Annotated in this window: 22 protein-coding genes and 1 pseudogene; 8 read left to right on the top strand and 15 right to left on the bottom strand. The window is 53.6% G+C overall.

Annotated features, from left to right (window positions below):
- Positions 1-318 carry a non-heme iron oxygenase ferredoxin subunit gene (locus tag AC2FH0_RS07765; protein ID WP_496691483.1) on the top strand — a complete coding sequence of 106 codons (318 nt, stop codon included), beginning with the start codon at positions 1-3 and terminating at the stop codon, positions 316-318.
- 30 nt (positions 319-348) lie between these two features.
- On the opposite strand, the gene AC2FH0_RS07760 is transcribed toward AC2FH0_RS07765, so the two are convergent.
- From AC2FH0_RS07760 to AC2FH0_RS07740, 5 genes are read right to left on the bottom strand one after another with little or no spacing between them, the layout of a single operon-like run.
- Positions 349-957: a glutathione S-transferase family protein gene (locus AC2FH0_RS07760; protein WP_496691482.1), complete on the bottom strand. Its 609-nt coding sequence runs from the start codon at positions 955-957 to the stop codon at positions 349-351.
- A 14-nt stretch (positions 958-971) separates the two neighbouring features.
- Complete coding sequence (locus tag AC2FH0_RS07755; RefSeq protein WP_496691481.1) at positions 972-1,853, bottom strand: amino acid ABC transporter permease; 882 nt, start codon at positions 1,851-1,853, stop codon at positions 972-974.
- A 55-nt stretch (positions 1,854-1,908) separates the two neighbouring features.
- On the bottom strand, positions 1,909-2,742 hold the full coding sequence (locus AC2FH0_RS07750) for a transporter substrate-binding domain-containing protein (protein WP_496691480.1): 834 nt from the start codon (positions 2,740-2,742) through the stop codon (positions 1,909-1,911).
- A 36-nt stretch (positions 2,743-2,778) separates the two neighbouring features.
- The gene (locus AC2FH0_RS07745; RefSeq protein WP_496691479.1) at positions 2,779-3,621 is read right to left on the bottom strand and encodes an amino acid ABC transporter permease; all 843 of its coding nucleotides are present in this window, start codon (positions 3,619-3,621) and stop codon (positions 2,779-2,781) included.
- Between the two features lies 1 nt (position 3,622).
- Entirely contained in the window at positions 3,623-4,351 is a 729-nt protein-coding gene (locus tag AC2FH0_RS07740; RefSeq protein ID WP_496691478.1) for an amino acid ABC transporter ATP-binding protein, read from the bottom strand.
- 334 nt (positions 4,352-4,685) lie between these two features.
- On the opposite strand from AC2FH0_RS07740, the gene AC2FH0_RS07735 reads away from it, so the two are divergent.
- From AC2FH0_RS07735 to AC2FH0_RS07725, 3 genes are read left to right on the top strand one after another with little or no spacing between them, the layout of a single operon-like run.
- Complete coding sequence (locus AC2FH0_RS07735; protein WP_496789002.1) at positions 4,686-5,264, top strand: carboxymuconolactone decarboxylase family protein; 579 nt, start codon at positions 4,686-4,688, stop codon at positions 5,262-5,264.
- Between the two features lie 11 nt (positions 5,265-5,275).
- The gene (locus AC2FH0_RS07730) at positions 5,276-5,863 is read left to right on the top strand and encodes a helix-turn-helix domain-containing protein (protein WP_496691476.1); all 588 of its coding nucleotides are present in this window, start codon (positions 5,276-5,278) and stop codon (positions 5,861-5,863) included.
- Between the two features lie 12 nt (positions 5,864-5,875).
- Positions 5,876-7,252, top strand: a complete 1,377-nt coding sequence (locus AC2FH0_RS07725) for an MATE family efflux transporter (protein WP_496789001.1) — start codon at positions 5,876-5,878, stop codon at positions 7,250-7,252.
- An 876-nt stretch (positions 7,253-8,128) separates the two neighbouring features.
- Here AC2FH0_RS07725 and AC2FH0_RS07720 read toward each other — a convergent pair.
- From AC2FH0_RS07720 to AC2FH0_RS07710, 3 genes are read right to left on the bottom strand one after another with little or no spacing between them, the layout of a single operon-like run.
- Positions 8,129-8,752, bottom strand: coding sequence for an SAM-dependent methyltransferase (locus AC2FH0_RS07720; RefSeq protein ID WP_496691474.1), 624 nt, complete (start codon positions 8,750-8,752; stop codon positions 8,129-8,131).
- Between the two features lie 5 nt (positions 8,753-8,757).
- Positions 8,758-8,982 (bottom strand): hypothetical protein, encoded by a 225-nt coding sequence (locus AC2FH0_RS07715; RefSeq protein ID WP_496702585.1) that lies wholly within the window; start codon positions 8,980-8,982, stop codon positions 8,758-8,760.
- Position 8,983: 1 nt separating this feature from the next.
- Positions 8,984-9,436: a MarR family winged helix-turn-helix transcriptional regulator gene (locus AC2FH0_RS07710; protein ID WP_496691472.1), complete on the bottom strand. Its 453-nt coding sequence runs from the start codon at positions 9,434-9,436 to the stop codon at positions 8,984-8,986.
- A gap of 41 nt (positions 9,437-9,477) precedes the next feature.
- Here AC2FH0_RS07710 and AC2FH0_RS07705 point away from each other — a divergent pair, with 41 nt between their 5' ends.
- Both AC2FH0_RS07705 and AC2FH0_RS07700 read left to right on the top strand, forming a co-directional pair.
- Entirely contained in the window at positions 9,478-10,230 is a 753-nt protein-coding gene (locus AC2FH0_RS07705; protein WP_496789000.1) for a hypothetical protein, read from the top strand.
- Positions 10,223-10,849 (top strand): DUF2306 domain-containing protein, encoded by a 627-nt coding sequence (locus tag AC2FH0_RS07700; protein WP_496704945.1) that lies wholly within the window; start codon positions 10,223-10,225, stop codon positions 10,847-10,849. The genes AC2FH0_RS07705 and AC2FH0_RS07700 overlap by 8 nt, the downstream gene beginning before the upstream one ends.
- A gap of 318 nt (positions 10,850-11,167) precedes the next feature.
- On the opposite strand, the gene AC2FH0_RS07695 is transcribed toward AC2FH0_RS07700, so the two are convergent.
- Genes AC2FH0_RS07695 through AC2FH0_RS07685 form a run of 3 tightly spaced genes read right to left on the bottom strand, consistent with a single transcriptional unit; the run spans position 11,168 to position 12,676 of the window.
- The gene (locus tag AC2FH0_RS07695) at positions 11,168-11,575 is read right to left on the bottom strand and encodes a hypothetical protein (RefSeq protein WP_496709125.1); all 408 of its coding nucleotides are present in this window, start codon (positions 11,573-11,575) and stop codon (positions 11,168-11,170) included.
- Between the two features lie 41 nt (positions 11,576-11,616).
- Positions 11,617-12,084 (bottom strand): YybH family protein, encoded by a 468-nt coding sequence (locus tag AC2FH0_RS07690; RefSeq protein WP_496691468.1) that lies wholly within the window; start codon positions 12,082-12,084, stop codon positions 11,617-11,619.
- Positions 12,085-12,139: 55 nt separating this feature from the next.
- Positions 12,140-12,676 carry a redoxin domain-containing protein gene (locus AC2FH0_RS07685; protein ID WP_496691467.1) on the bottom strand — a complete coding sequence of 179 codons (537 nt, stop codon included), beginning with the start codon at positions 12,674-12,676 and terminating at the stop codon, positions 12,140-12,142.
- Between AC2FH0_RS07685 and AC2FH0_RS07680 the strand changes: the two genes are divergently transcribed.
- The gene (locus tag AC2FH0_RS07680; RefSeq protein WP_496691632.1) at positions 12,630-13,364 is read left to right on the top strand and encodes a TetR/AcrR family transcriptional regulator; all 735 of its coding nucleotides are present in this window, start codon (positions 12,630-12,632) and stop codon (positions 13,362-13,364) included. The genes AC2FH0_RS07685 and AC2FH0_RS07680 overlap by 47 nt on opposite strands.
- 446 nt (positions 13,365-13,810) lie before the next feature.
- Here the strand turns inward: AC2FH0_RS07680 and AC2FH0_RS07675 are convergent, their stop codons facing one another.
- Complete coding sequence (locus AC2FH0_RS07675; protein WP_496788998.1) at positions 13,811-15,910, bottom strand: tetratricopeptide repeat-containing sulfotransferase family protein; 2,100 nt, start codon at positions 15,908-15,910, stop codon at positions 13,811-13,813.
- A gap of 231 nt (positions 15,911-16,141) precedes the next feature.
- On the opposite strand from AC2FH0_RS07675, the gene AC2FH0_RS07670 reads away from it, so the two are divergent.
- A complete protein-coding gene (locus tag AC2FH0_RS07670) occupies positions 16,142-19,018 on the top strand; it encodes an autotransporter family protein (protein ID WP_496788996.1) in 2,877 nt (958 codons plus the stop codon).
- Positions 19,019-19,137: 119 nt separating this feature from the next.
- Here AC2FH0_RS07670 and AC2FH0_RS07665 read toward each other — a convergent pair.
- The 3 genes and pseudogenes from AC2FH0_RS07665 to AC2FH0_RS07655 all read right to left on the bottom strand — a co-directional run.
- Positions 19,138-19,245 (bottom strand): annotated as a pseudogene (locus AC2FH0_RS07665) (IS6 family transposase); the annotation flags it as partial.
- A gap of 7 nt (positions 19,246-19,252) precedes the next feature.
- Positions 19,253-20,242 carry a HupE/UreJ family protein gene (locus AC2FH0_RS07660; protein WP_496788995.1) on the bottom strand — a complete coding sequence of 330 codons (990 nt, stop codon included), beginning with the start codon at positions 20,240-20,242 and terminating at the stop codon, positions 19,253-19,255.
- Positions 20,239-21,069 carry a peptidyl-prolyl cis-trans isomerase gene (locus AC2FH0_RS07655; protein WP_496788994.1) on the bottom strand — a complete coding sequence of 277 codons (831 nt, stop codon included), beginning with the start codon at positions 21,067-21,069 and terminating at the stop codon, positions 20,239-20,241. Before AC2FH0_RS07655 ends, AC2FH0_RS07660 begins: the two co-directional genes overlap by 4 nt.
- Positions 21,070-21,107 lie beyond the last annotated feature (38 nt).

The following is a 21,107-nucleotide window of genomic DNA, read 5'->3' as shown; positions in this document are numbered from 1 at the left end:
ATGGGAAATGAGAAACCATGGCGCGACCTGATCGATGTTGCGAAGCTGGAAAAGAACTGGGTCACGCGCGTTGAGATCGGACCACGGCTAATTGCCGTTTATGATACGCCAAGCGGTGTTTTTGCCTCGCTGGCGCTGTGTAACCATGGCGGCGCTGATTTATGTGACGGCTACTTCGATGGACACGTGATTGAATGTCCGTTGCATCAGGGCGCGTTCGATGTACGAGACGGCAAACCCGTGTCAGCACCCGCAACGCGAGCAATGCGCATTTTTGACACTCGGGTCGAAAATGGAATGGTTCAGGTCAGGCTATGAATGTGTCCACATACCTGTCAGCCATGTGCGCTAGGCAAGCGCCGGTATTCCGGGAATAGCCACATATCCGTGTAATGCTTCAACCCGTCGGATCCAATTTTGAACCGACGGGTACGGGGACAATGGAATGTTGCCCTGATAAGCTAACGCTGTGTACGGGTAACAGGCCAGATCCGCCAGGGTCAGCCTGCCACACGTCAGCCAAGGGCTGTCTGACAATTGCCGCTCCATGATCTCCAGCGACGCCTCGCCCAGTGATTGCGGTCCGATCAGATCAATATCCCGTTCAAATAAAACAATCGCTCTGGCTGTTGCCATGCCGTGAAATATCTCATTGACCGAGAATGAGAGCCACTGCTGAATCTCGCCGTGTTCTTCCGGTGTTCTGGGTCCCCAATTCTCAGCATCGTATTTCTGTGCCAGGTACAACATGATTGCCGTACTGTCGCGCAGAACAAATCCGTCATCATCGAAAACAGGAACCTTGTGCAGCGGGTTTATCCGCAGAAACTCTTCCTGTGTCTGGTCACAGTTCAGCAGATCAATATCGATGAGCTGATATTCAAGCTTCAGCAGCGACAACAACAATCGGACTTTGTGGCAGCTACCAGATAACTTGAAATCATAAAGACGTATCATTCGGGTCGTCCGACCTATCGTTTATCCGATCGTTTTTCGAGGCGGGCAAAGATACGGCTGAGGCCGAAACAGACGATAAAATAGAAAGCTGCTGTCGTGATCCAGGCCTCAAAGATCATACGTGAGGACGCAACAAGTTCGACGGTCTTGTATGTCAGTTCCTGTACTGAGATCAGTGACAAGATCGAGCTGTCCTTAATCAACGAAATAAATTGGTTTGCCAGCGGCGGGACCACTTTCTTCAACGCTTGAGGCAGGACTACATAGCGAAGTTCCTGTAGTTGACTCATCCCGATCGAACGCGCGGCTTCGCGCTGGCCTTTCGGAATTGACTGAATACCCGCCCGGATAATTTCCCCGACAAAGGCGCTTTCAAACAACGCCAGAACGATGACTCCGGAAACCAGCGAAGGGAAACGCCGCATTTCGCCAAAAAAGAAAGTCCAGACCTGGTTGTTCTCTTGTCGCGCGATCCCACGCGCCCAGCGTTCGAGATTCAGGGCGTCAATCAGTTGTTGGGACAGGAAAAAGAAGAAGATAAAGACGACAACAACCGGTGGCACGTTGCGCAAAAACTCGAGGTAGGTTCGGGCCAGCATCCGGATTGTCAAATTAGCTGAACACCGGGCAACGCCCAAAATAGTGCCCAACAGAAGGGCCAGAATGCCGGAATAGATACTGATGCGGACGGTGGCAGCTAGCCCCTGCAAAAGCAGGTTGGCAAAGTACTCTTCACGACTTGAATGCCAGCCGACGATATATCCAGGAATAAGCTCCCAGCGCCATTTGTAATTGAGCGTGCCTTCGATCGACAGCCAGATATACCCGAAAAAGGCAATCAAAATCGCCATGATCAGGTAGTCGGGCCATCTGAGCTTCTTGATGAAATTCTGCACCGGGCGCGCTCCGCGTCAATCTCGGGGGCGGTGCACCCGCCCCCGGTTAGTTTAGTTACTGCGCAACCTGATCAGCCCACTCTTCGGTGGCGAACCAATAGTTGTGACGCTCTTCCAGCCAACCGGACCGCCATTGCTGTGCAATCCAGTTGTTGAAAAAATTCATGGCATCCGGATCACCTTTGCGCACCCCAAAGGCCTCACCGCGCGGGTCATAGAGATTTTCGAACGGAACGGACAACGTTTCAGGATTGCGCCCCGCTTCGCGGTTTGGAGTCGGTTGCGCAGCCATTGATGCATGCGCGTTGCCGTTTAGAACTTCCTGGGTCGAGGCCCCGTCCTCATCGAACAAAAGCAAGGTCGCATCAGGGAAGTTCTGTGCGATCACCGCAGCCGGGGTCGCACCGCGGCGGGCGGCAAAAGTGATCTCTGGTTTATTGAAATCTTCCAGTGTCATGCCTTCGGTCATCGATTTGTTGGCAAGGATGGCCAGACCTGAATAGGCGTAAGGATCGGTAAAGTTGATGGTCAGGTTTCGCTGCGCGGTCATCGACATACCTGAGATAATCACGTCGAAATTGGACGACACCAACGCAGGGATGATGCCATCCCAGGCGGTTGGAACGAATTCGACCTCGACCCCCATGTCTTCGGCCAATTTGCGCCCAACATCCAGTTCGAATCCGATCAGCTCACCATTATTGTCACGCATCGACCACGGCACGAACAGTGAAAGACCAATCCGGATCACCCCGTCCTGCTTGATGGTTTCAATCACACTTTCACTGGACAGTTCCTGGGTCGCGCTTTGCGCCCAGCTTGAGGTCGCCAGTCCAGTCGCCACGACCGCACCCAGGGCTACCCCGAGCATTCTGCGAGAAAGCTTCATATTGGTTCTCCTTGTTGTCCGACAATTTGTTCAGGTTTATTGGTCGACGGCATATTTCTTCTCCAGATAGCTCACGCCGATCGACAGGATCAGGGTCACCACCAGATAGACCAATGCGATGGTGAACCAGATTTCGAAACTCATGTAGGTGTCAGAAATGATGTTACGTCCGAAAGTGGTCAGTTCGGCCACCGCAATCACGCTGACAATTGCTGATGATTTGATCAGATGAACGACCTCGCCGGTCATCGGCGGGAGCATGAACCGCACCGATTGCGGCAGGATGATGTAACGATAGATCTGAAAGGGGCTCATCCCGATGGATTTGGCCGCTTCCCACTGGCCCGTGGGGATGGCGTTGATCCCCGCCCGCAAAATCTCAGATATCAACGCAGAATGAAACACCGCCAGGGTCAAGATACTCGCGGTATAACGATTAAACCCGAAGATCGGACCCAGCACATAGTAAAAGAGATAAAGCAGAACCAAGAGCGGGATGTTCCGGATAAGCTCAAGATAGCCAACCGCAACCGCTGAACCTACGACCAATCCGGACAGCCGCAATAGCGCCAACAACAATCCCAGAACGGTTGCCAGCAAAAAGGCCGTGACGGATAGTTGAATAGTGGCGACCAGACCAATCGGAATTTCGCCCCACTCGAACCCAACCTCGGTATTGCGGTACAGGAACTGTGGTACGCGGTACCACTGCCAATTATACCCCATGCCCTGAGCACCAGCATAAGAGCCATAGGCAATCAAACCTACGATGATTGTATAGATAGCGATCGATACGGGTACTGAGCCAAAAAACCTCTTAATGACCGGCGGTTTCGGCAGCGCCTGACCTGTAGGTCCCGATATGCCCAAATCGCTCATATCAGTGTTCCAGAATTTGGTTTAGGAACAAGCGACAGCGTTCGCTTGAGGGGTTGGTAAAGAACTGTTCCGGCGGCGAAACTTCGACAATTTGCCCCGCTTCCATAAAAACCATCGTATCAGCGACCTTACGGGCAAATCCCATCTCATGGGTGACGACGACCATGGTCATACCGGTCTCAGCAAGTTCAACCATCACATCCAGCACTTCGTTGATCATTTCGGGATCAAGGGCAGAGGTCGGCTCATCAAAAAGCATGATCCGGGTTTCCATGCACAGGGATCGTGCAATGGCCACCCGCTGTTGTTGTCCACCAGATAGTTGAGCCGGGTATTTATCTGCTTGTTCAGGAATGTGGACCCGGTCCAGATAATTGCGCGCAGTCTCTTCGGCTTGAGATTTTGATACCTTGCGCACCTTCATCGGTCCGATCATCAGGTTTTCAAGAACCGTCAGATGCGGAAACAGATTGAACTGTTGGAAGACCATCCCAACCTCTTGCCGTAATTCGCGGATTTCCTTTATGCCTTCATATACTTCGATCCCATCGATCACGAGACGCCCGGAATTGTGCCACTCCAAACCATTGAAACAGCGGATCAACGTGGATTTCCCCGAACCGGACGGGCCGCAGATCACCACCTTTTCACCCTGATGAACACTCAGATCAATGTTCTTAAGCGCATGAAATGAGCCATAGAATTTATCCAGGTTGGTTACCTCAATCATGGGAGAAGGTTGGTTCATGACGGGCCTGTCGATTCGGGAGACCACACTTTCGGGTGTCCTCGTGAGTGGATGAAATCAGAGGTGAGAAAGCTACCGCCCCGAAAATCCGTCGGGAAATTCTGTTGCCGTGGCACGATCCGGGGATTGCCCAGATAGCAGCCGTTGGCTTGGCGATGCGATTGAGTGGAGCAATCGGGCAAGGCCATAGAATCCTCAATTCTGTTGCACGCTAATTAATATGGTTGCTTAATATGCAATATTCGTCAATAAAAAACTCAACGGGCAGGTTTTGGCTGCCTCAAAGTTGAGCTGACGACCAAGGGAGGAAACATAAATGTCTGCCTGGATTCGGATGATTTCTGACGAAGAAGCCGACGATCAGCTAAAGGCCACATTGGATATGGCACGCACGCCGCACGGGACAGTGGATAATGTCATGCGCGTGCATTCCCTGCGGCCCAACACAATGAAAGGGCATGTTATTTTGTACCGGGCGTGCCTGCACGATCACGCAAACTCCATACCGATGTGGTTTCAGGAAGTCATCAGCTCTTACGTGTCGACCCTGAACAACTGCCCCTACTCCTATGCCAACCATTGGGCAAACGCTCGGCACCTGATTGATGACAATGCGCGCGCCGATGAAATTGAAGCTGCGCTAAAGACCCAACAACCGCAGGATGCTTTTGAAGGGGCACACCTTGCTGCATTGATCTATGCCGAGAAACTCACCCTAGCACCCGGAACGATGGTTGAGACGGATGCAACCACACTGAAAGTTGCAGGTTGGGAGGATGGCGAGATCCTCGAAATCAACCAGATTGTGAGCTATTTCAACTATGCCAACCGTTTACTAAACGGTCTGGGCGTCACCACGGATGGGGATGTCGTGGGTTACTACGCCGACGAGTGACAGGATGTATCATGCAAGGTGACACTCCGGGAAGACAAATTGATCGCGCCATCGGCGCGTCGCTAAAAGAGCTGCGCCAAAGCCGGAAGCAATCAGCCCGCCGACTTGCCGAACAGTCTGGCATATCTGCGGCGATGGTCAGCCGCATAGAGAATGGATTGGTTTCGCCCTCGATCGACACATTGGCCGCATTGGCCGAGGCGCTTGAAGTGCCCATCGTCTCGTTGTTTCGCGAAGCAAGAACGGATCACACCGACTATACCCTCGTCCGTCACGGTCAGGGATTGAAATCCACCCGGCTGGCGAGCGGTCATTCCCATGAGTATGTCAATCTCGCGCTACATTCCCGAAAAGATCTGAGGTTTCAGGCGCGCCGTGTAACCCTGCTGCGTGACGAGGGCCATCCACCAACCTACGTGGGTCACGGCGTTGTCTTTGTTCAGGCGATCGAGGGGCAGGCGGTTTATCGTTATGGTGAGGCCCGGTTCACTTTGTCGGCGGGGGACAGTATCAGCGTGGATGCCGAACTGAACCATGGGTTTGAAGAAGTTTTGACACCCGAATTTGTCTTTTTGACCGTGCAGGCCGAGCGCCCGTAATGACCTGCTGATATGGCCATTCCAGCCGAACTTGATCTGACACGCGGACCGATCTCGGCGCATTTTCGAACACTGGCAATTCCTGCCGCAGTCGGAATGCTGTTCAACACCCTCTACAACGTCGTGGACATGTTCTTTGCTGGGCTTTTGTCCACCAGCGCACAGGCCGGGTTGGCACTGGGGTTTCAGGCGTTTTTTATTGCCATATCGGTCGGCGTTGGGCTTGGGGCCGCGATGAGCGCTCTTGTTGGAAACGCTCTGGGAGCCGGCGATCATCGCAAAGCCCGTCGGCTGGCTGCGCAAGGAATGAGCTATGGGCTCATAGCGTCCGGCCTATTGGCATTGGCTGGGCACTGGTATGGTCCAGCTCTGATCCGGCTGGTGTCTGAGCCGGGCGCATATCGTGATGCGGGGCTGCGTTACTTCTATTGGTTGCTTTTGGCTCTGCCTGGGTTCTTGCTGGCGTTTGGGTGCAACGGTATCCTACAGGCGCACGGCGATGCGGTTTCGATGCAGCGCGCACTCGTGGTCGCATTTTTTGTCAATATCGGTCTAAACCCGCTGTTGATCTATGGCATTCCAGGTCTGGCTCCCGGCATAGGCTTCGATGGTTTGGCTGTCTCGACCGTCATCAGTCAGACCGGCGTCATGGTCTTCATGGTCCGGCAAGTACTCGGACGGCGAAGGATGAGGCGCATACGATTCCGAAACTTTGCCCCACGTTTGGAGAAGTTTGCCGAAATATCTGTCCAGGTTCTACCAACAGCCACATCCTTCATGGTGATGTTGCTGTCAGGTTTTGTCATGCAGTTCGCCCTGAAAATCTTTGGGGAACACGCAATCGCGGGCCATGGAGTGGCAATTCGACTTGAACAGATTCTACTATTGCCGGTGCTGGGTGTAACCGGGGCGCTGCTACCAATTGCGTCCCAAAATTATGGAGCCCATGAATACGCGAGAGTAAGGGAAGCAGTATTTTATTGCTGGAAAGTTGGCTTCATCATGACAGCTATCGCAGCGCCAACTCTATGGATTTTTGGAAGACCCTTGCTGCGGCAGTTTACTGATGACCCCGAAGTCATCCGCGTTGGAGTGAGTTACTTGCGCGTCGACAGCCTGATACTGCCTTTCTATATGATGCTTTTTTCGATCAACTCTCTTTTGCAGGCTTTGAAAAGACCGATCTGGACGGTGTGGATCAGCCTGTATCGGCAAGGGTTTGGGGTAGCCTTTTTTGTCTGGGTTTTTGTTTGGCTGCTGGGCTTTAACGAAACCGGTGTTTGGTTTGGCACCGCGGCTGCCGTTGTGACAGGATGGGCGATCGCTCTTATCGTGACCACACATGTAGCACAGCGCGAGATAGGGGGATTCTGGGTGTTGTCACGTTAACATCCAGTCCACAAAGAAGTGCCCATGCTCAGATTTCAAGCTGCTTGGGAGGCGACATTCCAGGCAACAAATGGTTAGTGCCAACTTGTTCGCGCGTTCTGAACTGGTTACCGCTCACGCATGAAGATGCCGTTCAAAATGCCACGCCTGAAGGGCTATCGTTTTTCCGCGAGAGATCATCGCCTAAGCCGCCTGGATTTACCATCGTTTTGCGCTCAGTACTGCTCAGGTTAAAATTCTGCGCGCAGTGTTACGGTCAGCGGTCTGAACTTGATGACCCAGCGGCGGAGGGTCGCGTAAGAAATATCGATCCCGCGCTGCAGAAGCCTCGCGTCAACTTCACGCAAGCTCGAACATAAAGCCACACAGCCAGGGGAATGATCCGAGAAGGAAATCGGTGAATCGGCGACGCTTGTAGGTGATGGACGATGGATTCATCGATGCCACCTACGACCAATTCCAAGCATGAGTAACCAAACAACGGTTAATGTGACAACACCTCAGAATGGGTTCCCACAGATCGATTGGATCTAATTCCGGATCGTGAATGCGAGCAATCCTTCCAATCCCCCATCTCGACTTCGGCGCCGCTTTCGATTCTGGCAACATTCAGCTCTTTGAACATCGCATCAAAGTCCGCGACGTAGAATGTTCAGCATGAAGCCCCGGTCTCCGGGATAGTAGTCGCTGTCTTTCGGGAACGTCGAAAAGATTGTCACGCCGCGCTCGCTGATCCAGGATTGCAAGGTGGGCGAAGCCGGAGTTGAGGGGATTGATAGATGGGTCCCATACCATTCTGCTAGTCTAGCCGGATCATCAGATCTGAAGAAAGATCCTCCAATTCCATAAATTTGTGCAGTGTTAGATCTCCTTTGGTTAGTTTCGGTAAGGATCGTTCTTCTGGCCGATGACACAAATCGCCGGAGTGGCCCCGCCAAAGATCTCGATTTCGGTCACGTTCTCGAAACCAACAGCGTGGAGCGCTTCCTCGATGCTGGCGATCATGCGTCGCGCAGCACCCGGGCCATCCGCGTCCAGCCGTGGTTGATAGGTGGTCAGGCAAAGCCCGCCAGTAGCCAATGCTTCATATACTGCACCAAAAAACCCGTGTTTGTCGCTCTGAAATTGTATGACGTTCAGCGAGAAGATGCGGTCAAATGCGCCCGGCCAGTTAGCAAGGCGGTCGATCCCGCCCTCGATCAACGTGACTCTGTCTGCGGCACACTGTTCTCTTAGCCGATTGCGAGCCTGCCGGATCATCACCTCGGAATGGTCAAGACCTACTACCCGCCCTGACGTTACAACAGAGGCACATTTTGCGAGGGCCAGACCGGGGCCGCAGCCGATCTCAAGCACGCGGCTATCGGGCGACAGAGCCATCAAATCGACTGTTCTGTCATTTCGGAAACGGTTCGATTGCCGCGCTGCCATGATCCGTCCCGCCAACGCACCCAACAGGCCCGATGGATGCCGAAACTGTGCGACGATCTTCGGTTTCATCGACACTACGCGTTACCCGCGCGAGACATCCACAGGGGCATCGCCAGCAACCCGCCAGTCGAAAGAACGAGAACGCCGAGGGCAAGCGCATGGCGATACGCCATCTCGGGAAACCCCAGAAGGTCCACCGCAAAGGTATTCCACGACCACAGGGCGGCGACACCCCATATAAATAGTGCGACAATGACGATGCCGAGGGTCTTGCTGTGGCGTTTCGAGTGCTGAATCATGTTAGCTCCCCTTCTCCATCATGATTTCAAGCGCGTCGTTGAGACTGGCCAACAGCTGCGCCGAAGCTGCGACATCATGCGCTGCCGTGGCCTCGGCCAACGCGGCCATCGGTGCGTCTTCCCGGTCCTGCATCTCGGCAAAAAGATCAATGCCGGTTGGGGTGGGCAAATAAAGTACTGATCTCTTGTGATCGGGATTGTCCTGCGCGTGGGCAAGACCCTTCTCCAACAGGGTATTCATGTTTTTCTGCACATGCTGACGCGAGACACCTTTGGCTTTGGCGATATCGGGCACCGTTTGTGGCGCCTTGAAGATCAATGCCTGCAGGACCGCCCGCATCGACGGATTGATATCCAGATCGGCGTGCAGAGCTTCGGCAACGGATTTGAGCCGGTTGAACGCTGTCCTTATTTCTCTGATCAGTGCGGTGAGTTCTTTGTTTTGCTGCGTCACGCGGGGGCTCCGGGATTCTATTTGACAACTTAGGTGTCACTATGAATTATGACAACTTAATTGTCAATATGGTGATGCTGCTCATGTTCACGCAAACCCATCTACTGATCGGAGCCGCAATCTTCGCGAGGCCGGGACGTACTACAGTTGCTCTGGCTGGTCTGATGGGCGCGTTAGTGCCTGATACCGATGTCTGGGCGATGTTCATAGTCGAGCGGCAGCAAGGGGCCAGCGGGTGCGAAGTGTTTCATTATCGGTACTGGGAGCAGCCGTGGACAACGCTTCAGATGCTGCTGAACTCGATCCCCTTGTATCTCGCCCTTATCGCCCTGGGCCTCACCGGTCTGATCCTGCCTGCCGTTTGGCCACGTAGGATCGCGCTGATCGTGATCGTGTTCGCCAGCTCCGCACTGCTTCATGTGGGGGTTGATTTTCTGCTGCACCATGACGATGCGCGCGCGCAATGGATGCCTTTCACGAACTGGATCTTCCGCTCACCAGTTTCCTATTGGGAACCTCGATACTACGGTCGGGTTTTCATGGTGATCGAGATCGGCTTGGGGCTCACTCTCGCCGTATTGATCGGCCTGCAGTTTCGGTCAAGGTGCGTATGGGCGGCGGTTGCAATTGTGTCGCTTGGTTACGCAGGGTCGATTGCCGCTGGTCTGGTGTCCGGTGACGACCACGTGCGGGGGCCAGGGTCCTGCGAAATTCTGGAACTGGATGCTGCGTCAATGCTCACTGCCGGTGCGGGCAAGTCGATGATAGGCGCGCACGGAGATGGCCATGATTAAAGATCATTTCATGCGATGGCGTTGGAAAATGTGGGGCGCATGGTGCATCCTTGCGGCTACCGGCGTGGCGTATGGGGTTTTCGCTATCGCAGCAAGTATTGGCCTTGCTGAAACTGACAAGATGCGCGCGCTGCCGTTGCCATTTCAAATCCATGCTCTGGCTGGCGGAATCGCATTGATCGCCGGGATAATGCAGTTCAACCCTGCGATACGAACCCGTTTCATTCGCGCGCATCGCTGGGGTGGCCGCATCTACGTCTACAGCGCATGTCTGGCGAGCATCGCGGCGGTACTCAATGCTGCATTCTTCGATGTGAGCTGGGCCGCGAGATTGTCGTTTTTCCTGCTGGGATTCTTTTGGCTTCTGTCCACGATTTTCGCATACAAGATGATCCGGAAACGCAATATTTCTCTCCACCGTGAATGGATGTTGCGAAGTTATTTCCTGGCGTTTTTCTTCGTGACATTCAGCTTCTGGGTGCCGGTCCTGGCAGGCGACAGTCAGGGAACAGGCACGGCATATTTCATCGCTGTAGCGATGAGTTGGGTCCCCAACCTCCTACTTGCAGAAGTATGGATTCGAAGAACGCGCAAGAGAGGCAGAGCGTCAACAAATTGACCGAACGCGAGGTTTTGTATTTTGCCAAGGAGCCGATATGCGTCGGAAGCGCAGCGTTTGTCAGAATGGGCTCTTTGCGATCATGCGGCAGTGCAGATCACCGCTTCGGAGGAAGACGCCCGTGCCGACGTTGACGGCCCAGAGCCGACATCCCTCAGCCAACTTACATGCTGCGGTCGCAGCCCGCATTACTGCCCTTCGCCGCGAGTGCAAAGCCAGAAGGCCATTATGCTCACTGTTTGCGGACGAAGCGGTCATGTCGAGGTATTCCTCGAATGGCCGCTTCACTAGATTGGGTCCGATCAAGTGAACCTGAGCTTAGGCGTCCGCTGCCTCACTGCGGGTCATGATGATCTCGCGGGTGATCTGCCAGCGGCCATCCTCAAGCACGAAGTCGATGCTGAGTGAGATGAGCTGATAGCGACCGGTTGCATCGTTCTTTCGGCTGACGACGATGTGGCCATGCGTGTCGTCAGCTTCGACCAGGTGATACTTCACCCAAGGGTTGTCGTCTTTCAGTGCGCCCATGTTGTGTTTGATGAACTCCATGAATCCGGGTTTGTCGTTGCGCATCAGGGTGCCATCGTTCAGCAGAAGATAGGTCTGCATGTCGCGGTGATAGAGGTTGTCGAGCACTTCGAACGAATGCCCTGAGACGCCGTGGATCAGCCCGTCCAGTGTCTCTTTGACAGCGGAGGCGTTGGAGTGGTTTTCGGTCATAGCCATTGAAATGGTCCTTTTGGGAAAAGGTGGTTTGGCGCGAGCGATCAATCGGTCGCGTAGTTGCTGAACATATCCAGCACGATCTGCCAGTTATCGTCTTCGCTTTCGCGCTCCAGGACGTAGATGTATGATCCTTCAAGCTGGAAGCCCTGACTTTCGACGGCGGCGCGGGTTATGCCTTTCATGACCGCCTGCGTGCCGTCGTCAGAGATGAACAGGTCTTCGATCGTGTGTGACAGCTCGCCTTCGTTCTCGCTCATGAAAGTGATGGTCTGACGCGGAACACCGTCGCGGCCTTGCGCTGGAGGTGTCGCTGGCGCGATCCAGAACGCATCTTCGTCATAGAGGGCAATGAGCCCGGCTGCGTCATGGGTTGCCGCCAATTCATTGAAACGATCATTGAAGGCGATCAGGCTTTCCCGTGCTGCGCTTTGTGCAGCGGTTTCGGCGAATGCGGGCACTGCCAGAGAGGCAACGAGGGCAATAGTGAAGAGAGCGGATGTCAAGCGCATAAGCTTGTCCTTTCGGTTTAGTGTATTGATTTTAGGGAGTTAGAGGGAGCTTGCCTTATGCGGCGCGCGTCCCCCGGATTGGGTAGTTATTCTCAGGGTTGCGGATAAAGCGCAGACCGCCAAGCAAGGTTTTCAAGTCTGGCCGAGCGAATGGCGCGTTGGAGATATCCGTGACCTGCACCTGACCATCTGCGTTCACGATAAAGATGCCGGGTTCTGCGAAGGGTTGATCCGTTTCCGCTGCCGACCGAGGATCAGACACATAAAGCCCAAGTTCGTGCATTTGGTTGAGGCTCAGATCATACCCAACCGGATAGCTTGACTGCATCAGTGCGATCTGGTCAGTCGCCTTGGATTCAGGGTCGGCGGAGACCGCGACAACATCTACGCCAAGAGCGTGAAATTCTGTCAGCAGGACTTCCAACTCCTTCAAATAGCTTGTGCACATCGGGCAATGCTTACCTCGATAAACGACGACCATTTGCCAATCATGCCCTCCATGCGGAGCACCGAGAATAAGGTCACCCCCGCCTAATTTGGGCACTGTGATTGCGGGAAACTGTGATCCAGCAGGTGTTTTTCGTGATGACATTTTTCTTGTCCTTGCGTTTTGTGATGATCGTTATAAAAATACCAAAAGCGAAACGTCAAGGAATTTTGTAATGATTGTCACAAAAAAAGTTGGGCGGCCCAAAACCTTCGACCGGGACGAAGCCCTCACCAAGGCCATCGGCGTGTTCTGGAAACAAGGTTATGAAGGCGCATCGATGAAGCTGTTGACAGATGAAATGGGGATCAACAGTCCCAGCCTTTATGCAGAGTTCGGTGACAAGCACGGCCTTTACTTGGAAGCAATCAACAGCTATGCGACGAATGATGCCTGTGCGCCCTTGGTCGCATTGGAGACCGTGCCCGATATTCGGCAGGCTGTTCGCGCCTTCTTTGAGGCTGTGATTGACTACTCAACGCACCATGACAGTGGGGCAAAGGGGTGCTTTCTTGTTTCTTGCGTCGCGACAAGTGCTGGGCACGTGGACGGCACCGCCGAATTGCTACGAGACGCGATCATATCGACAGATAAGCGCATCACGGCCCGCTTTGATCAGGAAGTGATTAACGGTAAGTTGCCGCAGCGTTTTCCGAGCGTTGATCGTGCCAAAATGATGTTCGACCTACGGCAGGGCATGGTGTTCCGGGCACGTGCCGGATTCTCAGATGACGACCTGGCGGGCGACATAGATAAGTACGTGAACTCTGTTCTAGCGAATTCCGAAAGCTGACTTTGGTGCAAAGCGCAGCATCGGTAACTCTGGGCTCAGAGTGGACCTAGGAGACAGCGCAGCAACCTTGGCACAAACCAAGTTTCAGTCTTTAAAGTCGGCCCTTAGCCGACATCTATCGGCTTGTCTCGATGCTGCAGTCCAGCCCGCTTAGCTGCCGTTCGTCGCGCGTGCAAAATCCTGTAGAACGGTAACTCACAGTCTGCGGGACTTTGCTGACCTTGATGATTTTGACTCGAATGACTGCTTTTTTCTAACCAAGTGAAAAGATGCACCCAGAAATTTGGTGTTAGAAGCTAGGTTTGCTGGCTCTCCGTCGCTTGTGGCTGGATGAACAAAGTTCGATTGATTGCACTCAATTTGATGTGCGGCTCAGAGGAATTTGCCTCAATAACAGCACGCCTTAGTAGATCCGACACTTTTTAGAACCAATATCCATCCAAAGATTATCGAAACGGAATCCTTGCTTCTCCGATTGTCTCGATAAGCGGTGCTAAGTGAGATTCGTAGTTTCGCCATTTCTCCTTTGACGAGCTGTATAATGGCTGGCGCACTTGCTGAACACTTGCAGTGCGGACACGTCGTGCCCCTTTGTAAAACTCGAGACAACTATTATCCCACTCGAGGCCACAATATGCTATCAAGCGTCGCGCTTCGAACTCGATATCATCGATAAGGCTCTCATAGTGAATGGTGTGAAAGCTGCCGGCGGGGAGAACTTCCTTCCAATGCTGCATAACGCGCACATAGGCATTAAAGTATCGACCCAATTCGATCTGGTCGTAGCTGTGGAGCTGACTGCGCTGAAACACTCGGGTGAAGCAGGACAGACACGTATCTAGCGGATTGCGCGCGACATGCACGATCCGCGCATTGGGCATGATCGCATGAATCAGGCCAACCATCAGAAAGTTCGCAGGCATCTTATCAACGATATAAGGTTTACCAGGAGCGTGCGCATCGAGCCGCTGGACATATCGTTGGGCGCGTTTTGAAAGCTCCTGATCCGAGAGAGCCGCAATCAGACTTCCAGTTTTCTTGTTTCCACCGCGCAGTTGATCGGTGAAAAGTTTGTGCAAATAGTTAAGCTCTCCGGCTCCGAATACGTCTGGATGGCTGGCGAGGATCGACTCCGTCAACGTCGTTCCAGACCGCGGCATGCCAACAACAAAAATTGGTTGGCTGCTGTCCACCGAGCTCTGGTGAAGTTTTTCGACCAGTTCCGGTGTAAAGGCCGCGATCAGGTCGTCTGCCGTTTCCTCGATTTGGTCGGCATCAAAATCGATAATGCTGCGCTTTACTGCAGCCCCTTTTGCAAAATGTTCAAAAGCACTGTCGTAGCGCTTGAGGTCCTCATAACATTTTCCCAATGCGTAGTGATACGATACCGATTGTTCAGGAAGCATCTTGTCGGCTTCAGGCAACGCAGCCACAAGACCCTGAAAATCAAGGTTGTCTTCGGTAACTTTATCCAACTTAACCAACGCGATCTGCGCATTCAAACGCGCTTTGTCCCTTTCTGCGGCCTTGTTGAACCAGCTGCGGGCAGCGTCAAAATTGCCCTGCTCCATCTCCAGATGGCCCAAGGCGATCATTGTGGCCGAGAAATCCGGTTTTAGCTCAAGGGTCTTCTCATAGTTGGCAAAACCGGCCTCGAGGTCGCCAAGGTGCGATTTGCAAACGGCTATATAGTGATATGCAGGCGCGTGGCCGGGGTCTAAGTGCTGCGCTTTTTCTGCCTCGACAAGGGCAAGTTCATGCAGGTTTTTCTCGATCAGGACCTGCGCAAGCCCGACATAAGCTTCGGGCTTTTTTTCATCTAGCGAAATCGCATTTCGAAAACAGCATTCGGCTTCGTCCCATTCGCTCTGCAAAACGTGTAACCGTCCCCGATTGCGGTGCAACTCTGCGGAAATATACCCCTTGCCAAGACAGTCATCTGCAAAATCTCTAGCTTCTTCTAGCTCCTCAGCTTCTATCATTACAGAAATGAGATTGTTGACACTCTCGAGATAGTCCGGGCGCAAATCTAGCACCCTACGATAGAACGAGATTGCCCCTTCACTGTCCTCGTTGTCGCGCGCGATTGATCCAAGATTATTCAGCGCAGCAATCAGATCTGGATTAAGGGCCAGCGCTCTCTTCTGAGATGCCTCGGCTTCGGATAAATCACCTATATCGTAATAGGCAAGCCCAAGGTTTGAATGCGCATTTGCAACCCCCGGGGCAAGCTGGACTGCACGTTTGCCAACCCTGATTGCTTCTTCAGGTTTTCCGTTCGTGCGTAACACCTCGGTGAAGTTCGAAAGGAACCCAGCATTGTCCGGCTGCAATCGGATCGCTTCGCGCATAGCATTTTCAGCTGGCCCGCTTTGACCGGTTTGAAACGCAATTACGCCAAGCAGTTGATGCGCTGGCGCGTATTCGGGCGCAGCTTTGAGCACTTGGTTCAGAACATTGACAGCTTTATTCAAATGCCCTGTATCGTAGGCCTGAACTCCTTGGTTGTAAGCCTCACCGATGGATAATGTCTGGTTTTTAGGCATTCAAGTAGCTCCGGGCTGGCGCATGACAACAGCCTGATCTCAAGCGCCGTCAAGTCGCCACATTGTGTTGCAGTTTTCCTACGAATTTCCAACAGCAATAGGTCATCCTATGCAATGGAAAATTGGTAGATTGCATACATGTTAACGATTTATTAACGGTTCGTAAGCGGAGCCGATTGCAAAAACGCGACGAGTTTCGAGAAAAAACAAGATAATCTAACGGGATAGTAAATGACTAATAATGAGTCGAGGGCGAACGCCCCCAAGCTCCGTGGGGGGCGTATTTTCAAGTGGAAAGGCCAAATTGTCAGCGCGGCTCCAGCGGCGTTGCTGGCGCAAGTATCAATGGTTGCCCTGATGGCCGGGGACGTACATGCGGATACGATCTCGAATGTGGTGACGACACCTCAGGTTTTCTCGACCGATGCGGATCACAAAGTAACGGCAAGCGGCGCGATCGAGATAACTTCTTCCACCGCTGCAGCTTTGACGATCACGACCGATTACTCAAGCACGTTCACGAATAACGGGACAATCTCGGTCACGGCAACGGATACCGATACTGCGACGGCACTTTTGCTGGACGGAAATTTGCAGCAATCCGGTGCTTTGGTGAACAATGGCACCATTTCTGTAGATGTCACCGGGTCTGATCCTCAGGATATCTATGGCTTGCTGGTGAACGGTGACGCCGACGGGGTAATCCAAAACACCGGAACGATTGATGTCGACGTGTTGTCCACGGATGGCGATATCGAGGCCTGGGGTATCTACGTTGACGGTGACGTTTCTGAAACAGGTAAGATCGTCAACACCGGGACGATCAAGGTTGATGGGCTGATCACCGACGGAAGCACCGCATCAATCTACGGTATTGCGGTCGACCGCGACGTCGCGGGTGTGATCAGAAACAGCGGCACGATTGATGTCCGCGCCAGATCATTCGCCGATGATTATGCCTATGCCTGGGGCATTTACGTGCAAAGTGACCTGGAAGAAACCGGTCAGATCGTGAACTCGGGAACAATCAAATCGGTTGCCATATCGACCAGTGACAGTACCGCGTCTGCCTATGGGATCGAAGTCAATGGCAATGCGGACGGTGTGATCCGCAATACCGGCACATTGGAGGTTCTGGCCTCTGCCCCGTCGACCTATGAGGCGATTGCCTATGGAATTTTGGTCGATCGTGACCTGTCCGGTCAGATCGATAACAGCGGTACCATCGAGGTAACCGCAATCGGTGTTGAATCCGACGCTTCTGCTTTCGGCATTTACGTCGATGATGACGTATTGTCCGGCGCGTCCGTACATAACAGCGGTACAATTGAGGCCTTTGCCAGCGCGGATACCGATGACGTAGCATATGCGGGCGGGCTTTACCTTGAGGACCTTGTTGACGGGATCGTGGTAAACTCGGGCACGATTACGGCCACTGCTTTGTCTCTCAACACCGCGGACGAGGCGACCGCGACGGGCATTTATGCCGGGGATGACGTTTCCGGTGCAATTCGTAACTCGGGCACTATGACGCTTTTCGCAGAAGCTGCCGAAGATTCTGCAGAAGCCTCGGGGATTTACCTGACCGATAACCTAAGCGGCTCTCTGGCAAACACGGGCGAGATTACAGCGACTGCGATTTCGCATGACACCTCTGCCGAGGCCTATGGGATTTATGTTGATGAAATCGTAACCGGTGACATCAAGAACACCGGAAGCATCACCGTCACCGCCAATGGTGCGCAACAGAATGGTGGGCCACCGCCAAACGCATCCGAGGCATTCGGCGTGTACGCCGGCGACATGCAGGGAACGTTCTCGAACACGGGCCCGATTACCGTGCACGCGACCGGCAGTTCCGGCACCCGTGCAGCCGGTATTCAATTCGACAATTTCGACGGAACGATTCATGATCTGGGGACCATCAGGGTTTCGGGGAATGATGAGGTCTACGCTGTCTACCTTGGAACCGGCACGGGGACGCTGAATGTCGATACAATGGACGACGTTGAGGGTCTGATCCGCGTTCAGGACCATGACGTGAACCTAGAAGCCAAAGGCGGCAGTGGCGTGTTTGCGTTCGAAGATGCCGCGCCGGGTACGGGTACCTTCAAGACCACCGTGTCTGACGGGCAATCCGCTTGGTTCGTGCAGGACAAGGGCGGCGCGGCCCCGATCTATTCTGTGGTCGACGGCAATGACATTGCACCATCGGGCGATGTCGCGGCCTTCTTCGGCAGCATTGTCGGCGGCAGTGGCAATGCGCTTAGCTATGGTCAGGGACCGCAGGTCGCGCAGGGCGCAACTTTCGCTGGTTTCCGGCCCTTCGCAATGATCGACGCCCAGTATCGAGAGTTCGAGAGCGGCTCGAACGATGACACGGACGTGACGATGTTCAGCGGAAGCGCCGGGTATACGGGGCAGATGGACAACGGAGTGTCTCTGGCTGTTGCCATGGGCGTGTTCACTTCGGATGGTGACAACAGCACCACCGACTTTGACACAAATGGCTTCTATCTTGATGCCGCAGTGGGTCGTCAGTTTGGTGCCTACACGCTGGATGCCGGATTCGGCATTGGTTGGCTCACGACTGATCGTAGCCGGTCGATCTCGGGCAGCTCTGATGCTAAGGCCGATTATAACAGCAGGCTGTTGACGGCGAATATCGGGGTCGAGCGAGCATTCGACGTCAGTGAGGATTTCGGTTTGCTTGGTTTTGCCAGCGCCCGTTACACCAACCAAAAGGATGACGGCTATACCGAGACGGGGTCATCTGCGAATGCCACCGTCGGCGATATCACCACCGAAGTTGTCGAGGCCCGTTTGGGGGTTGAGGCATCAAAGGACCTTGAAAACGGCGGTGTTCTCAGCGGTCAGCTTGGCGGCGTGTTGCGGCGCGACCTAGGCAGTTCCGAGGGCGACGTAACCGTCTTCTCTCAGACCGAGTCTCTGGCCTTTGCGTCAACCGACTTTACCGGCGCCAGTGTCGTGGTCGGATACGAGCAAGATCTCATTCAGGACATGCGGCTTGAACTAACGGCGGAACAGGAAATCGGCAGCGACGCTCAGGGGCCATTCCTGCGCGCCGGACTTCGCTGGTCGTTCTAGATCTAAAGAGCACTGCGGCACCCAGAGCGGTGCCGCAGAAATCGGCTCCAAGCTGAACTATGTCGGGCTCTGTTGCAAACTTTTGAGCATGGTGAGCTGATTGAGCGATCGCATCGGTGTTAACCGGCTAGTTCGGCGCATTGTTTGAATGGACAGACTCCTGGCGTGAGTTGACCTTTCCGGATCATGTGCGCAGTTTCGATTCCAGCTGGAGTTGCTGATGCTGAAAGCGCTTCAGAAACCACTTATGCGTTCTATGAGCCAGTACATCGATACCGAACCGATGCCATAGGCTGTAATCACAGTCGCCCTTTGGCTAACTGGACGTGCCATCAACCGCCAGATCGCGACAAGAAGTGCCAAGGCCCCGACAAAACTCAACTGGCCGGCCTCGACGCCCAGGTTGAAGGCAAGCAAGGCCGCAGGAATATCGTTTGAGGGTAGTCCGATATCGGCCAAAGCGCCTGCAAAACCAAGGCCATGCAAAAGCCCAAACCCGAAACAAACGATCCAGGGCTTCTGCTTTGAAAGTCGGAAACGCCCGTCGCCACCCTTAACAATTTCCATCGCCAGAAAAACAATAGAAAGCGCTATGATGGCCTCAACCGGCGGACCGGGGACATTCAGAAAACCTAGCGTTGCCAATGCCAGTGTTATTGAATGCGCCAGTGTGAATGCTGTGACTGCTCCCACCAGTTTCCACGGATCACGGACCAAAATAAACAACGCGAAGACAAACAGCAGATGATCCCAACCTTCCAGTATGTGTTCAAAACCCAACTGGAAATACGCGGTGAAAACAGACCAAGTGGTCTGTTCAGGAGGTATGTTCTGAACGGCCGTCTCTGGTGTGAACCGAAGCGTCGTGGGCTCAGCCTGCAGGGGCTGCACACGGACCAATACGTCGTTCTTTTGAACCTCCAGACCTTCTATCTGGATTGGTTGGCCCGCAATATCCCCGCGGCACTCGATAACCCAGGAAGAAACCCATGCTCTGCCATCGGAAATTGGGGTAGGGCCGCGCGCCGGGGTGCAACCATCCGGTGCCATGACATCGATCGCCATGGCTTGACCATTCACATCGGGTTTTCGCCAATGAACGCTCCAGGTGTCCGATGTGATTTGGCGAATTTCCAAGTACCCCGGATCAAGCGCATGCGCCGAGGCATTTCCTGCGACCCACGCAATCAGCAACGCAATCAGTAGGCCAAATACAGCTTTCATTTGGTTTGACCTGAGAAAGCGGGCACTATGATCTCATAGTTGGCAGCAAGAATCTCATATTGCGCTTGCGCCAGATCTTCGCTCATCACGCGACGCCAATCCCGCAGCACGGCATCGTGAATTTCTGACAATGGGGGTATTTGACTAGGTTCGATGTCTTGCACCTGAACCAGATGGACCCCGTAACCCGACTGGATCGGGCCAGCCCACTGACCTTTATCCAATGTTGTAAGACCCTTGGAAAAGCCAGATCCAAAGACCGAGTCTATCACTCTGGTCGCAGTCAAGGGCATAGATGCGGGCAGCAGTGTCGAGGCGCCCAGGTCGGAAACCTCATCTCCCGCGCGCAGGGCGGCCAATACCCCCTCGACTTCAGCTTTGTTTGGCTCCTCACCAATAAAGACCTGAATGAAGGCCAGCTTGCTGGGCGTCGCATAGCGCTCCGAGTTGTTTTGCAAAAAGGCCTCTAAATCTTCGTCTTCCGGAACAACAGACGTGGCGATCGCTTCGGTCAGGAAATCCATTTTTTGACTGAGACGAGACCGGATCACAGAGTCTCCGCGATCAAGGCCAAGCTTTCTGGCTTCTCTGACCAGTACCTCTTCGCGAATTGTTGCATCAGTCAAAGCTTGCAGCTCGGCACCGCTTGGGCGCCGTTTCCACCGTGCTTCAAACTGATCAGACAAAAGCGCGATATCGTTTTCGTCGATTGTTATTGTCACGAAATCTTCGACAGTCTCGTTTTCCGGCGCAACTATTTGGAACCAAATGAAAATAGCTGCTCCAATCAGGAAGAAATGGAACAGGGGTTCTTTCAATATTCGCATGAAGGCTCCTGCATGAAGCGCGCTCCGGTTTTACGTAT

The organism is Ruegeria sp. CDSC051, from assembly GCF_059610665.1.
The sequence above is the reverse complement of the archived record's forward strand: the minus strand, read 5'-3'. Positions and strand labels throughout refer to the sequence as shown.